This is a genomic window from Lacinutrix sp. MEBiC02595 (assembly GCF_053601555.1).
In genome coordinates this window covers 543989-558331 of the sequence record NZ_JBSHNU010000243.1, presented here as the reverse complement: position 1 = coordinate 558331, position 14343 = coordinate 543989, and the positions used below count along the sequence as shown (strand labels likewise).

Sequence of the window (14343 nt, the reverse complement as noted above, 5' to 3'; positions counted from 1 at the left end):
CATTTCATTTTATGCATTAGTAGGTTTTAATGCATTGGTACTTTGTGGTATTTTTTTAGCAATAATTCTATCAAAATGAGATAAGTACATGTCGGCAATTTTCTCCATTGGATATGCTGTTGCAGCTTCGTAGTTTGCTTTACCTAAAGCAATTCTGTGCGCTTCATTGGTTACAATAGCTTCAATTGCTGTAGCTAAACTAGTTACAGAGGTTGGCTCAAAAAACTCCCCTTTATACCCTTCATCTTTTACTAATAAAGCAAGATCTCCTAAATCTGGCATCACTACTGCTTTACCATAACTTCCTGCTTGGTGTAAAACACCGGAGCTTCCGGTTGTAGATGTATATGGAAATACTACTACTGCACTTTCTTTAAATAAGGTTGGCACTTCATATTCTTCTACATAACCTGTAAAACGTACTTGTGGCACATGCTTATAATCTTCTTGTACTTTTGCTAAATAACCAGGTACGTTTGGATTGTCTGTTCCAGCAATGACAACCTCTAAATCTAATCCTGTGGAAGCTCTTACTTTTTCAACTGCTTCAATCATACCTTCTACTTTTTTGTAGGTACCAAATTTTCCGAAAGTCATCACTTGTAAAGGTCCTTGTGGTAAACTATATTCTGGTTTTTCATCAGAGATTTCAAAAGTACCATGCGGAATTAAAGTCACATTTTTAGCATTGTATTTTTGCTCTAAAATATCCACATATTTTTGCATCGTTACTGCAACGGTATCTGCTTGTAATATTAACTTTGTTAAGCTAGTTCCTATAAAACCATATACTTTTTGCATGATTTTGCTACTTGTAAATCCTGCAGAACCTAAATCTACTTCTTCTAATATATTATGTAATAAGACTATGTTTGGAATCTTTTTCAGCTTGCAAACCAATGGTAACATTAAGCCTAAAGCTGCTGCTACTTTTTTGTCTCCAAACTTCATGAATTGTAAGTTGAATAACACCGCATCTGGTTGTGTATTGTTAATCGCTTTAGTCACATTTATAATATTGGTATAACTATTAAATTCCCAACATTCTTCCACTGTAATCTTGCAACCGTCTTCTGTAAAAGCGATGTCTTTTGCACCATCCGTTTTGTCTGTTAATAAAACAATTTCAGTAACATTTTCTTTTTGTCTAAAGTGCTTTACTAAATGGTAAGCGTACTCGTTTAAGGTTACTTTACTTGGTGGATATGCGGTTACGATTGCTAGTTTCATAATGTATGTTTTTAATATGTTATTTCTTAATTACAGTACAAATTTGCGTTTTAAAAGGGACTAAATCTGGTAACTTTAGATGGGTTGCAAGTTGCTGTAGACGAATGGTAATTAAGTATAGATTTGCTTATTTTAGATAGCGTATTCCAATGTTATAAAACAGAAAAAGCTGCAGTATAAAACCACAGCTTCTTCCTTTTATATAGACTAATAATATAAAATTCTATTTCTTCTTATTACTTACGTTTCGTATCCAAAACAAAGAACAAGATCTGTACCACCAATAAGGAAACCATTGCCACAATTTGCATGTGCACTACTTGCTCTAAGCTGTCATGAAAAAAGATAACTAATCCCATTTGTAGCATTCCGAAGACTCCAGAAATTACTACAGGAACAAACTTATCTAAGGATAAATAGTAATACGCAAAGATGTTAGATATGGCAAATAAACCTGTTGCTAAAGCATATTTCCATAACAATGGAGCCATTGCTAAATAGCTATCTCCAAATAATATGGTAATTGCGGTTTCTGGAAACAATGCACAACCAATTACGATTGCTGTTGCAATTGCTGCGATGTAAGCAACATATTTAAATAAAATTGGCGCGGTTTCTTTACCTTCTTTTTTAAGCTGAACTACTGTTGGTAATAACAACATGACAAACATCCATGCCACGAAGTAAACAATACGACCTATTAAGGCTAATGATGCATATAATCCGGCATCGTATGCATCAAAGTAATGTTTCACTAATAAGATGTCGCTATTGTTAATTATAATCTGTGTAAACTCGTAAAAAGCTGTAATTATAAAAAAGCTTCTTACTTGTTTCGATTGGCTTTCGGGAATAGCAATCGTCTTTTTATAGTTTAGATTTTTAAATTTAAAAGGCACTAAACCAAATCCGAAAGAGATTAAAATACCTATTGCAATCACCACCGAAGATTGTATATCGAATAAGAAGATTAAAGCTAAGGTGATTATTAATCTGCTTAACATTTCGGCTTGATAGGTAATCGATAAAGATTTAAATTCTTTTTTACCTTGAAACACACCTCGATTCACACTCATTAAAAAGTACAAAGGCACTCCAATTCCGAAAATAGTAAACATGCTAGAAGACGACGTATTAAAAAGATCTTGTAGTTGGCTTGCAAACACAATGATTAAAGCTCCTAATCCCAATCCAACAAGCGTTGCATTTTTATAAATATTGGAGACGAAATTTTTAAACGTATCATTTTCAAAAACCACTGAAAACTTTGCAGTTACCAATTGAAAGGTCATCGCTACAAAAGATAGCACTAATAAAAAGGTTATTAGCACAGCTGCATCTGCAAATTGTGCTGGGCCTAACACACGTCCTAAAATAAGATTATACAAATAATTCCCTCCATTTACAGCTAATACACTTAGCATAAAGACTTGTTCTGGAGTTATTTTTTTCGATTTTAATAAAGATAAAGTTTGCATCTTATTCTATGGTATTTGTTAGTGTGATAATTGTTATTTTTGTTTTGATTGTGTCTAATTTCTGATGCAAAGATGCAATGGAAAGCTATGAGATTCCATTGAATTTCGACGAGTGGACCATTGCTGTAGATGAATGAATGGAAATGAATGCCTAACTTGCAAATGATTAAAAACCAGAACATGAAACTTAAATTTTTTGCCTTACTTACCTTATTATTAACCGCTTTTTTTAGCCATGCACAAGACATGCAAAAAGGCTTTACCTATTTAGAAACTGGTAAGTACGCTCAAGCGGAAACGTTTTTCCAAAACATATTAAAAGAACATCCAGATAATAAAACTGCCAGACTTTGTTATGGTCGTGCTATTGGACTAAACGGAAAACCAGAAGCAGCGAATACCCTTTTCACAAACCTATTATCAGATTACCCAACCGATTTTGAGGTAAAACTAAATTATGGAGAATCTTTATTATGGAATAGCAATTTCCCAAAAGCCAAAACCTATTTTAAAGGTTTAATCGATGAAGATCCTAAAAGCTTTCCTGCATTATTAAGTTATGCCAATACACTTTCTAATTTAAAAGAATATGAGGATGCTTTGAAATATGTAAATAAAGCTTTGGAAGTTTTACCAGGAAATCCAAATGCATTAACCTCTAAAAAATATATGTATTTAGGACATGCGTATAAAAAACAGCAATCGCAAAAATACGAGGAAGCAGAAGCATTACTAAAAGAAAACCTTACGCTTTTTGATAATGATAAAGACACCTTATTAAACTTAGCCAATTTATATTTAATTGCCAATCGTTTAGAGGATGCCAAAGCAACCTATGACATTTTAGCTGAAAATCCGGAGAATAAAATCACCGCACTAAACGGTTTAGCATTAGTATCTCACTTAAACGGAAAAGAAAAAGACGCATTACAATTAAGTACAGAAGCTTTTGAAAGTTTAGATAAAACTACAGAATCAACACTTAGCCAACAAACAACAGAGCGTTATGCACAAGCTTTAATTTGGAATAAAAAATTCAAAGCAGCAGACACACTTATTAATAGTTTAATAGAAACCAAACCTAACGAAAACTGGTTATTAGCTTTACGTGCTACGCTTAACATCTATAAAAGTGATTTTAAAAAGAGTGTCCAAGATTACGACCAGATTTTAGTGAATGATAGCACTTCTTTTGATGGTAACTTAGGAAATGCAAATGCTTTAAAAGCTTTAGGTAAATATGAAGCTGCATATACTTCTGCCGAAAACACCTTAAAGTTTTACGACAATCAAAAAGATGCGACCAACTTTATTAAAAACCTCAACACCACATTTACTCCTTTTTACGAAGGAAAAACATCCTATACCTTTGATAATGGAGATAACGAAGCATTTGCGTTTAACAATAATATGGAGTTTCCATTCTCTACAAAATTTAAAATATTAGCAAGTTATAATTATAGAAGTACAACCAATGCCGTTACTAATAATGATGCTACTTCTAACGACTTTAGTTTAGGTTTATCGTATCAATTATTACCAAACGTAACCTTTAAAGGTACTGCAGGACTTACCTCTGCAAAAGCAACTACGAATGATTATACCCAACTATTAACCGATGTATCTTTTAATATTAAACCCTTTAAATTACAAGATTTAACGGTTGGTTACAAGCGTGAATTACAAAGTTTTAATGCCGAATTATTAGATCGTGAAATCGTACAAAACAACTATTATGCAAACTATAGCTTAAACACGAACTTTAACTTAGGTTGGTTTACACAATACTTTTATACTAGCCAAAGCGATAGCAATGCTAGAAACCTTTTATTTACTTCTTTATACTATAACATTTTACCAAAACCATCGCTTAAAGCCGGTGTAAACTACCAATACATTACGTTTAAAAACCAAGTACCAACAGTGTATTTCTCACCAGAAACCTTTAATGCTGTAGAGGTTTTTGCAAATCTTATTAAAGACGAAAACATCGCGAAACCTAAAGAATGGTTTTACGAATTGACAGCTGCAACAGGATTACAATATATTGAAGACGATAAAAGCCAAAGCACCTACAGAATACAAGGAAAATTAGGTTATAAATTCTCCGATCGTTGTATGGCAAACCTATTTGGTACACGAAGTAATATTGCCTCTGCAACTGCTGCTGGTTTTACTTTTAATGAGATTGGATTACGTTTTAAATGGTTGTTATTTAAAAAGCCTGTTTTTAGAAAGTAGGGTTTATTCTTAAACCTTAATTCTTCCAATAAAAAGAAATGCTTCAACGACTTCATTATTGTTGTACTTTTTTCTAAATGACAACTCTAGTACTGTCGTTCAAAGCGCAGCGAAGCATCGCTATTAAAGAGATGCTTCCGATATTCGATTAGCATCTAAATTCCTTCAGAATAACAAATAGAACAACGCACCCAACATCCTTCAGAAGAACCACTCCAATACTATCATTCAGAATGCAACGAAGCATCTCTATGCATAAGCGATTTCCATTATAAAGCTGTGCTTTTACTATAAATAAATTACCGTTCCATTCGCAACAAATACAGTATTATAGGCAAAAACCAGTGCTCTAATTAGGTTACCAATAAAAAAACATTGCTTTTTAACGTAAATAATTGCGTTTAATCGGATTTACGGTAGTATGTTTGTAATTCGAAATCTATTTAATCCTTGTAAACCAATAACTTGCCAGGACTAATCCTACAACTTATATGAAAGATGTTTATAATTACTTACTTCAAACCCAAAATACACAGACATCTAAAATAGACACAAGCATCTTTTTAGACTCCATACAACAATCTATTGCTATAGGGTCTTGGGAAGTAGAACTTGAAACCATGCGCATCACTTGGAGTCCTATGACCCGATCTATTCATGAAGTAGAAAAGGACTATACACCCAATTTTGAAGAGGCTATACATTTTTACGAAGAAGGAAAGTATAGAGATTTAATCGCTGTGTTATTTGATAAAGCGGCAAAGAATGGGGAAGAATTTGACACAGAACTATTAATACGGACTGCTAAAAATAATCTAAAATGGGTACGATCTATTGGTTTCCCCATTGTAGAAAACAATAAAGTAGTTAAAATACTTGGTGTTTTTCAAGATATTACTGAAAAAACGAATATTATTAATGAGCTTCAATATAAAGAGCAATTAATACGTACTACCTTAGAACATGCACCAAACGGAATGGTATTAGTGGGATTAAACGGTGAAATTTTAAATTTAAACAAAAAATTTTGTGATTATTTAGGGTATACAAAAGAAGAGCTAATGCATACCAATGTAAACAAACTCTCTCATACTGGTGACATCAATATTATACCAATACACATTAATGAAATGATGAATGGTACAAAAGATAGTTTTGAATGTGAAAAAAGGTATCTCAAAAAAGATGGATCCATTATACACTGCTTGTTGTCAGTTTCCATCCTTAGAGATCAAAACCATGCACCACTGCATTTTATTTCTAATATTATAGATATATCTAAAAGTAAGGAGGCAAATAAAAAAATTAAATCACTATTACAAACTACAAAAAGTCAAAATACAAGACTTCAAAATTTTGCTCATATAGTATCTCATAACTTGAGATCACATTCCGGTAATTTAGAGATGCTATTGGAATTAATGCAAGAAGAAATCCCAGAATCTACTAAAAATGATTTTTTTCCATTAATAAGTGAAGCCGTAAACAAATTAAGTGAAACCATTCAAAACTTAAATGAAGTAGCGAATATAAACACCAGGGAAAAACAAGAATTAGAAAGTAATAATTTATTAAATTTCACAAATGATGCTTTAGGAACTTTTAGAGCAGAAATACTAGAAACAAAAGCAAAAATAAATATTGATATTGACACTAAAATAGAAGTATTGGCGATACCTGCTTATTTAGAAAGTATTTTATTAAACTTTATATCTAACGCTATTAAATATAAAAAAGAAGATATCCATCCTATCATAAACATTACAGCAGAAAAGGCCAATAAGTATGTAAAAATTAAGATTGAAGATAATGGTCTTGGTATTAATCTAGACATGCATGGAGATAAAATTTTTGGCTTATACAAAACATTTCACCAACATGACGACGCTAGAGGTTTAGGACTTTACATTACCAAAAATCAAATTGAGTCCATGGATGGTAAAGTAGAAGTAACTAGTAAAGTAAATAGCGGTACAACTTTCACCATATACTTAAAACATGATGAAAATTAACGCTGTCTGTTTAATTGATGATGATCCTGTTTTTATTTTTGCTGTAAAAAGAATTTTTGAGCTATCTAATATTTCCACAAAATTTACAATCTACAATAATGGTGAAGATGCAATGGAAGGGTTATCAAAAACGATAGCATCTGGAAAAGAGATTCCTAAACTTATTTTATTAGATATAAATATGCCTATAATGGATGGATGGCAATTTCTAGATGAATTTGTTAAAATGAAAGTTTCAAATAAAACCAAATTGTATATTGTAAGTTCATCTGTAGATTCCGTAGATTTCATAAAGGCTAAGACCTATGATATTATAACAGATTTCATTATAAAACCTGTAACCACAAAAACAGTAATTAATCTTGTTCAAAATATGAGCTAAAATTAATAGATACTTCCTTACCCAACAAAACTACTCAAAAAAAAAAGGCAAGAGTTTAAAGTCTTGCCTTTAGTAGAAACCAACTTATAAGCTATTATTAGTTTTTAGGTTTCTACACCAACATCAAAAAAATAAATAATTAGTGTTACTTCACAAGTAACTTCAAGGGACTATAATAGATTTGTGTGCCTGATAATTTACAGATATATAAACCTGTACTTAAATGCTGTCTGCTTATTGCTATTTGGTTTTTACCAGATTGCGCTTTTACCGTTTTTGTATATACTACTTTACCCAAATGGTTGTAGATTGTTAAATGTATCGTTTCGGTTTGGTTTGCTGTAAAGTGTATGTTTGCTTTGGTAACCATTGGGTTTGGATATACCGCAAGTACATCCGCTTCTGTTTCTATATTAGTTACGGATAAAGTATTTGCTATTGAGAAACGTACATCTTGCAACTGCATTTCTTTTGTTGTTCTCGAACCGTCTTCACTAACCATTGTAAATACTATAGTTACAATATCATCCAATACTAGGTCTCCGTTTAATGAAGATCTAAATTCTGAAAATGGTATTTCAAAGTTTTGAAAGTTTGCTGTTAAAGCAATGTTTGTTTTGTATTGCTCTTCCCAATTGGTAATACTTTGTTTTACAAAAGTAATTTCTAAATCTCCAGTTCCTTTTGCTTGTAATTTAAAGCTATTATAGTCTGTTAAGTCTACTGCTTTGAAACGTGGTGTCAACGCTCTGTAAGCCGCAAAATACGTACTTGTGGTTGCGCTTAACGATACGTTTCTTTCTATAGGAAAATCTGCGGCATCAAAATCATTAGTATTGGGAGAGATAGCGTAGTTCGTTACCACAGTACTTGCTTGCGAATCATCCATTCCCCATGGACCATCTGACATAAATAAATCGTCTGGTGTGTGTATTCCGTCTCCTATTCTAAATCCTACATCAAACAACTTTCCCGTTGGAACTTGAATATCGGTAATGTAGTTTTCGTTTAAGTCCAGATTAGAAGATGTGTAGTTAAAATCACTAGTCTCTGTTTCTCTAAATCCAGAATCGAAGGTTACATTTTCTGTTGCATTGGTATTTATAATTTGAAGGTCTAAAGCGCCATTGTTATATTTCCCTTTTCTTACAAAAACGGTTGGAGGCGAAGATAACTCGTAACCAGAAATTGGTTTTACCACTTCTAATAAGTTTAACACTTCTTGAGCAAGGCTATATAAATCGTCTATAGAATCGGACCAGATTTGAAAGTTATAAAAGGTCACATCTGCTTCGTATACATCTAAGTTCCAGTGCGATTCTACTTCAAAATTAACGTCGTTATTAGCTACTTTAGCAGACAAACTCAATACATATTCATAAGAACCATCTGCATTTTTAATAATAGACTTTATAAATGCTTGGTCATTAATATCTATGGTAGATACCGAAATCAATTCTGCTCCTAATAATCTGTCACAAATATATTTGGTGTGTTCATATACACCATTTTCTGTTTTTAAGGCTAAAATAGAAGCGATAGAAGCATCGTTTTGCATATAATCTACAGCGTATACTTCTGTTGCATTGGTAATGTTTAATAAGTCGGTAGGTGTAGATTCTACTGCATAATCTTCGTTAATAGTTGTTAATGGTACAAAGTCTTGTAATTGAAAATCATTGGTTGTTCTGCTCGTATAATTTACAGGGTTTGGAGTAACACGTTTTGCCGACATTTGGTCAAACGCATAGCTCTTTTTAGCACGATTAAAATTACGTTTACTGATTGCTTCCGATAATCTTCCGTTGCTTTCTAAACCACCATCATTAGCAGTGGTTGGAGCAGCAATTTCTTCGCAACTACCAAAACCAGAACAAGAAGGATCTTCGCAATCTATTAAACCATCGCCATCATCATCAATACCATTATCACAAATCTCTTGCGCAACAGGCGCTGTTGGACAACGTGCTCCATCATTACTAGCACTTGAAGGACCAAATGCAAATAAATTAGAATCTATAATAGATGTTGGATTTAAATCTTGTACACTTTGAATCACGTATATGGTTCCTGTTTGGTTTGCAGATACGTAAAATCGTCCGTCACCATCAAAATAAACAGCACCGTACGTATACTTTAATCCAGATAAAATTGGCACTTCGCCCAAAGCTACTACAGTACTTGTTATTGGGTCAATTCTATATAATATATTACTGTTTTTTTCTACGGCATACAAATTACCATCTACTGCATTAAAAGCCCAATCATGAATGCTAATATTTTGCGATAACGTTTCTGTTGATACGTATTGCGTATAGGTTGCGGAGTTAGGATCTAAATCTACTTTAAAATAGCTTGTTCCTCCTGCCTTTAAATAATAAATGCCTTCTGGACTAACATCTCCCACATATTTATTCCCAGTTGTTAATTCTGGCACGCTAAAAGATGTAGTTTGAAAATTTTTTCCGATTCTAACTATAGTTTGTGACGGTGTGCTTAAATATCCCCAAATATAACCATCTGCCGGATTGTATGCTGTTGCGTTTATATTTCCTGTTGTAATATTGGAAGCAGCAAGGTAAGAATTACCAGACGCTAAGTCAATGGAATACACATCGTTATACTGAAATAGATATGCACTAAAATCACAATTAAAAGGAATGTCTTGTGCTTGACTAGAAAAGCTAAAAAGCAATACTACAAGTACTATTATTTGATTTTTTAGTGTGTGTAATGTGGATGTCATGATTTGTTTATTTCTTATTTACAAGACAAAATTACGAGTATAACTTGCCTTAAAATATGTTTTTCGTTTAGTGCAATTTAAGTGTAGACGAATGGTAAAAAGGTGTAGATAAGCTATTAAAGCGTTACAAAAATATTGGTAACATAAGCACTTCCTATGGCATCTTTCTTCGAAGAAATACCAAAATCTGTATATATTGGATTTTCGATTGCTTGTCTATGCCCTTCACTATTTAACCAAGCATTCACTAAAGATTGCGCCGATACATACCCATAACCAACATTTTCGGATACGTATTTTGCATTCACTGCATCTTTTAAGTTTTGGGAACGTTCACTAAAATGGTCGTGACTAAGCACACCTTGATTCACCATATACTGATTATGTGAAATTGCTTCCGAAGAAGCATGATTTAAAATATGTAAAGCTTGAAGACCTATGGAAATTCTATGCGCATTAATTAGTTCTGCTATTTCATAATCTAGCGATGTGTATTCTATGTCTATAATTTCGGAAGCATTATGTGTTGCAGTATTATTTTCTTCCTCTGCAGAACAAGACATTAAAAAGATACTTAATAAGATTGCTGTGGTAGCTACTAATTTTTTCATCGGGTTTGGTTTAATTTGATGGCAAAACTATATGTAAAGACAGTTGGGTTTTTTACTTTTCGATAAGTGCAATTTTAAGTATAGATGAATGGTGAAAACATTTAGTTAAACGTTTTATAAATCTATTTTCTAAAGGTTTAAATATACCTACTAAAACAAAGGTGTTTTAATGCGCTGGGAGAGATATTAGCGAAAGGTGAAGGATGATTAAATACTTCAAAGGACTTTTTAATGTCTAATTATTTTATAAAAAAAAGGACAAAAAAATTAATTTCTGTCCTTTAAATTATTAACCAATAAATCCCTCAACTGATTAGACCTCAAAAATAATGGGAATTCATTTTATTATTGTTTTAAATAGGACTTGAAAAATACTTTAAGACGAATGCCTTAAAAAAATCGTTGTAATACAACTATTATAATAAATTCAATCTTTTCATTAACTCTGGTCTATTCGATCTGCTAACAGGAATAACATCTTTTTTAATTAAAACACTATTATCTTCTATATCGATTATCTTTTGAATGTTTATAATATACGATCTGTGCACCTTTAAAAACAAGGCATCTGGTAGTTTGTCTTCAATTTTCTTTAAAGTAGAATGTACGGTATAGTTTTTATCTTCGGTTTTTACTTGAATATAATCCCCTTTTGCTTCTACTAAATAAATACTTGGAATATCAATTTTAATTAAGCGTCTATCAATATTTACATATAAATCGTTACCCGAAGTACTTTCTACTTTTTCTGCTTTTGATGCAATTGCAGCAGGTTTATTTTGTTTCGCTTCTGCTTTATCAATTGCTTTTTGAAAACGCTCTTGTGTGATTGGCTTTACTAAATAATCTACAATACAATCATATTCAAATGCTTGAATAGCAAAATTAGGATCGGATGTGGTAAGTACAATTTTTGGCGGATTTTTAAGTGTTTCAATAAAATCGAAACCTGTAAAATCTGGCATATGTATATCTAAGAAAATTAAATCGACTTCCTTCTGATTTAAATATTTAATGGCTTGCATTGCATTAGGAAACTCCTCAAAAACATTAAGACTTGGTACATTGGAGCACAATTGAGAAATAATCATTCTAGCTGTTGCTTCGTCATCAATAACAATACAATTCATACGTTGTGTTTAAATTTCTTCTAGATATTTGGTGATATTAGTTAGTATAGCTTCAAATTGATTTTTCTGGTTGGTAGAACCTTCCAATAAATTATTTTCGTATGCTACAGCAACCTCATACCCTTTTTCTAGGCCTAAAATACTAATTTTATGTTTAAGTTTATGCACATTATCTGCTGCTAACTTATAATTTTTAGCATTGTAGTTCTCCAAATACACTTGTTTCTCTTCTGGAAACTCTTTTTTAATAACGTCAATTAATTTTTGTTTGAAAGCTTTATCGTCTCCAGACAAGCTGTTAATGTAGGATTGGTTGGGTTGTTCCATTTGGGGATTTTTTTAAGGTGAAATAAAAAGTAGTTCCAATATGGACTTGTGATTCTAGCCATATTTTTCCACCATATAATTCGACGATTTTTTTTACAATAGACAATCCAATTCCTGAAGAATCTGGATTATTCTCTAATTTTTCAAAGGTTTTGAAAATTTTATCAAAATAGGTTTCTTCAATACCTTTACCGTTATCTTTTATATAAAACTGCCAATAGTTATCTTGATCTTCTACACCGATTTCAATAGTTCCTTTCGCTTTATCATTATATTTTACAGCATTACCTATCAGGTTTTGAAACAATTGTTGTAACCTGTATTTATCTCCTTTTATAGTTGGTAAATTCGTTTTTGTTATGTGAATATGATTTGGAATTTTAATACTACTCAATATGCCATCTATAAGCTTATTTAAATCGACATCATAAAGCTCTATTTGATTTTTTCCAATGGTGGAATACTCTAAAATACCATTAATTAAGGTATCCATTTTTTCTACATTATTTCTAATAAGATGTAATGTATTTTTACCATTATCATCAAAAGTATCTTTGTAATCTTCATCTAACCAGGCCGTTAAAGCATCAATGCTTCGTAATGGTGATTTTAAATCATGAGATACCATATGCGCATAGTCACTAAGTTCTTGATTTTGATGGGCTAATTCGTTTAAAAGAGATTGTCTCTGCTTATTCATTTCGATAATCTCTTTGGTTTGATTATCAATAAAATCTACCAAATCAGAACCTGTTAATTCTACTTCTTCTGGATTTTCGTCTTCTTTTAAATTATAAAACTTTAGTGTATGGATAACATTTTTTAATTTATCAATGACTTCTTTTTGTTCTTCTGCTTCTTTTTGCAACTTTCGGTTAGCACTATATAACTCATCGGAACTAATAGACATAGCTCTTTGAATCATGCTAGATTGTTCGTCAAAATTATTATAAGAAAGGTCTATAGCATTAATAAACGCAGTTAAATCTCCATTGTTTTTTAATTCTTCACTTAAAAATTTACGTATTTGTCTTTTTAATAATGAATTCATTATTCGCTAATTAGCGTTATAGTCATGGTTTGATTATGTAACTGACAAGCCATTTCTCCATGAAAAGGTGCTATTTCTCCATAAGAATAAAAACCGGTGATAACGGTATCTTTTCCTAGTACATCAATTACTTCTTCAATTTCTTCTTCTACACGTTGGTCCAGCACTAGTTTTCTCCCAATACAGCTTACTAATATAGCTAGCTCTGGTTTGTTTGTTCTATATTCTAGAGCTTGTCTTGCCGCGCGTTCGGATGCATTTGCAATATTATCTACATTAGTCATCATGAGCTGTACTTTGGAGTTTTCTTTAATATCTCCTGCTAAAATCACCGCATTTTCTTCTTCATTAATATTCAAAATAGATCTTACAATAGATTGATTTTCATCTGCAGATGTTACATTTAAAGGATACAATAAGGCTGCTCCTGGTAAATCTTTAGCTTTATCTCCTAAGTATTTTTTATATAAATCTAAAGCTGGTTGACCATCTAACTCATACAATGTGTTGCCTTCCGATTTTGTAACAATACGTTCTGGTCCAAAAGGTGTCCATCCACCATGAATAGAAAAAGATATTTCTAGTGTTTCTCCATAAAAACCAACGGCAACTAACTCGCCTTCTTTAGGATTTTCATTATAAGACGCTAGTGTTTTTTCAAAACGCGAATCATCCCCACATAATCCGCCAGTGATTACTAAATTATCACCAGTAGAAGCACTCATCCCTTTGGTGAGCTGACTACCGTTTATAAAGCTGCCTTCTGACACTACAAAGACGTATTTTAAGCCCTCTTTTGGAAATTGTTTAATAAGATCATCTCCTGTTTTAAAACTGTCTAAGTCGGTGTTTAAAACATTACTTGTCTTAATTAGGAAGTTGCTTTTTTCAAATTCTATAGCTGTTACTGTAATGCTTTCTTCGTTTACAGTATCTGATGAAATTTCGGCACATGCAGAACCAAAAATAATATGTCCATCTGGAAATAACGTTCTAATATCTTCGTAAATAGCATCTTCTTCTAACAAATATCTATTCCCAAAAACAATAACTAAAGGTTCCTTTAATTCTTGTTTTTCAATTACGTACTCCCAATCTTTATTTTTATGTTTTACTAATTGTACTGTTTTCATCG

General features: G+C 32.0%; 11 protein-coding genes. 3 read left to right on the top strand and 8 right to left on the bottom strand.

Translation table 11 applies throughout. The features are described from left to right. Positions 1-9: 9 nt before the first annotated feature. Together ACVCZW_RS16110 and ACVCZW_RS16105 are read right to left on the bottom strand one after the other, a co-directional pair. Positions 10-1230 (bottom strand): glycosyltransferase, encoded by a 1221-nt coding sequence (locus tag ACVCZW_RS16110; protein WP_452232890.1) that lies wholly within the window; start codon positions 1228-1230, stop codon positions 10-12. A 236-nt stretch (positions 1231-1466) separates the two neighbouring features. Then, the gene (locus tag ACVCZW_RS16105) at positions 1467-2708 is read right to left on the bottom strand and encodes an oligosaccharide flippase family protein (protein WP_452232889.1); all 1242 of its coding nucleotides are present in this window, start codon (positions 2706-2708) and stop codon (positions 1467-1469) included. Positions 2709-2888: 180 nt separating this feature from the next. On the opposite strand from ACVCZW_RS16105, the gene ACVCZW_RS16100 reads away from it, so the two are divergent. From ACVCZW_RS16100 to ACVCZW_RS16090, 3 genes are all read left to right on the top strand, one after another. Next, positions 2889-4949: a tetratricopeptide repeat protein gene (locus ACVCZW_RS16100; protein ID WP_452232888.1), complete on the top strand. Its 2061-nt coding sequence runs from the start codon at positions 2889-2891 to the stop codon at positions 4947-4949. Between the two features lie 491 nt (positions 4950-5440). After that, positions 5441-6961: a PAS domain-containing sensor histidine kinase gene (locus tag ACVCZW_RS16095; protein WP_452230708.1), complete on the top strand. Its 1521-nt coding sequence runs from the start codon at positions 5441-5443 to the stop codon at positions 6959-6961. Continuing rightward, a complete protein-coding gene (locus ACVCZW_RS16090; protein WP_452230707.1) occupies positions 6948-7343 on the top strand; it encodes a response regulator in 396 nt (131 codons plus the stop codon). The genes ACVCZW_RS16095 and ACVCZW_RS16090 overlap by 14 nt, the downstream gene beginning before the upstream one ends. 145 nt (positions 7344-7488) lie before the next feature. On the opposite strand, the gene ACVCZW_RS16085 is transcribed toward ACVCZW_RS16090, so the two are convergent. From ACVCZW_RS16085 to ACVCZW_RS16060, 6 genes are all read right to left on the bottom strand, one after another. Continuing rightward, positions 7489-10089, bottom strand: coding sequence for a DUF6923 family protein (locus ACVCZW_RS16085; RefSeq protein ID WP_452232887.1), 2601 nt, complete (start codon positions 10087-10089; stop codon positions 7489-7491). A 116-nt stretch (positions 10090-10205) separates the two neighbouring features. Beyond that, on the bottom strand, positions 10206-10700 hold the full coding sequence (locus ACVCZW_RS16080; protein WP_452232886.1) for a CAP domain-containing protein: 495 nt from the start codon (positions 10698-10700) through the stop codon (positions 10206-10208). A gap of 416 nt (positions 10701-11116) precedes the next feature. Continuing rightward, positions 11117-11830 (bottom strand): LytR/AlgR family response regulator transcription factor, encoded by a 714-nt coding sequence (locus ACVCZW_RS16075; RefSeq protein WP_452232885.1) that lies wholly within the window; start codon positions 11828-11830, stop codon positions 11117-11119. A 9-nt stretch (positions 11831-11839) separates the two neighbouring features. Next, the gene (locus ACVCZW_RS16070) at positions 11840-12157 is read right to left on the bottom strand and encodes an Hpt domain-containing protein (protein WP_452230703.1); all 318 of its coding nucleotides are present in this window, start codon (positions 12155-12157) and stop codon (positions 11840-11842) included. After that, positions 12129-13208 (bottom strand): sensor histidine kinase, encoded by a 1080-nt coding sequence (locus ACVCZW_RS16065; protein WP_452230702.1) that lies wholly within the window; start codon positions 13206-13208, stop codon positions 12129-12131. The genes ACVCZW_RS16070 and ACVCZW_RS16065 overlap by 29 nt, the downstream gene beginning before the upstream one ends. Next, positions 13208-14341, bottom strand: a complete 1134-nt coding sequence (locus ACVCZW_RS16060) for an FIST signal transduction protein (protein ID WP_452230701.1) — start codon at positions 14339-14341, stop codon at positions 13208-13210. The genes ACVCZW_RS16065 and ACVCZW_RS16060 overlap by 1 nt, the downstream gene beginning before the upstream one ends. Between the last annotated feature and the right edge of the window lie 2 nt (positions 14342-14343).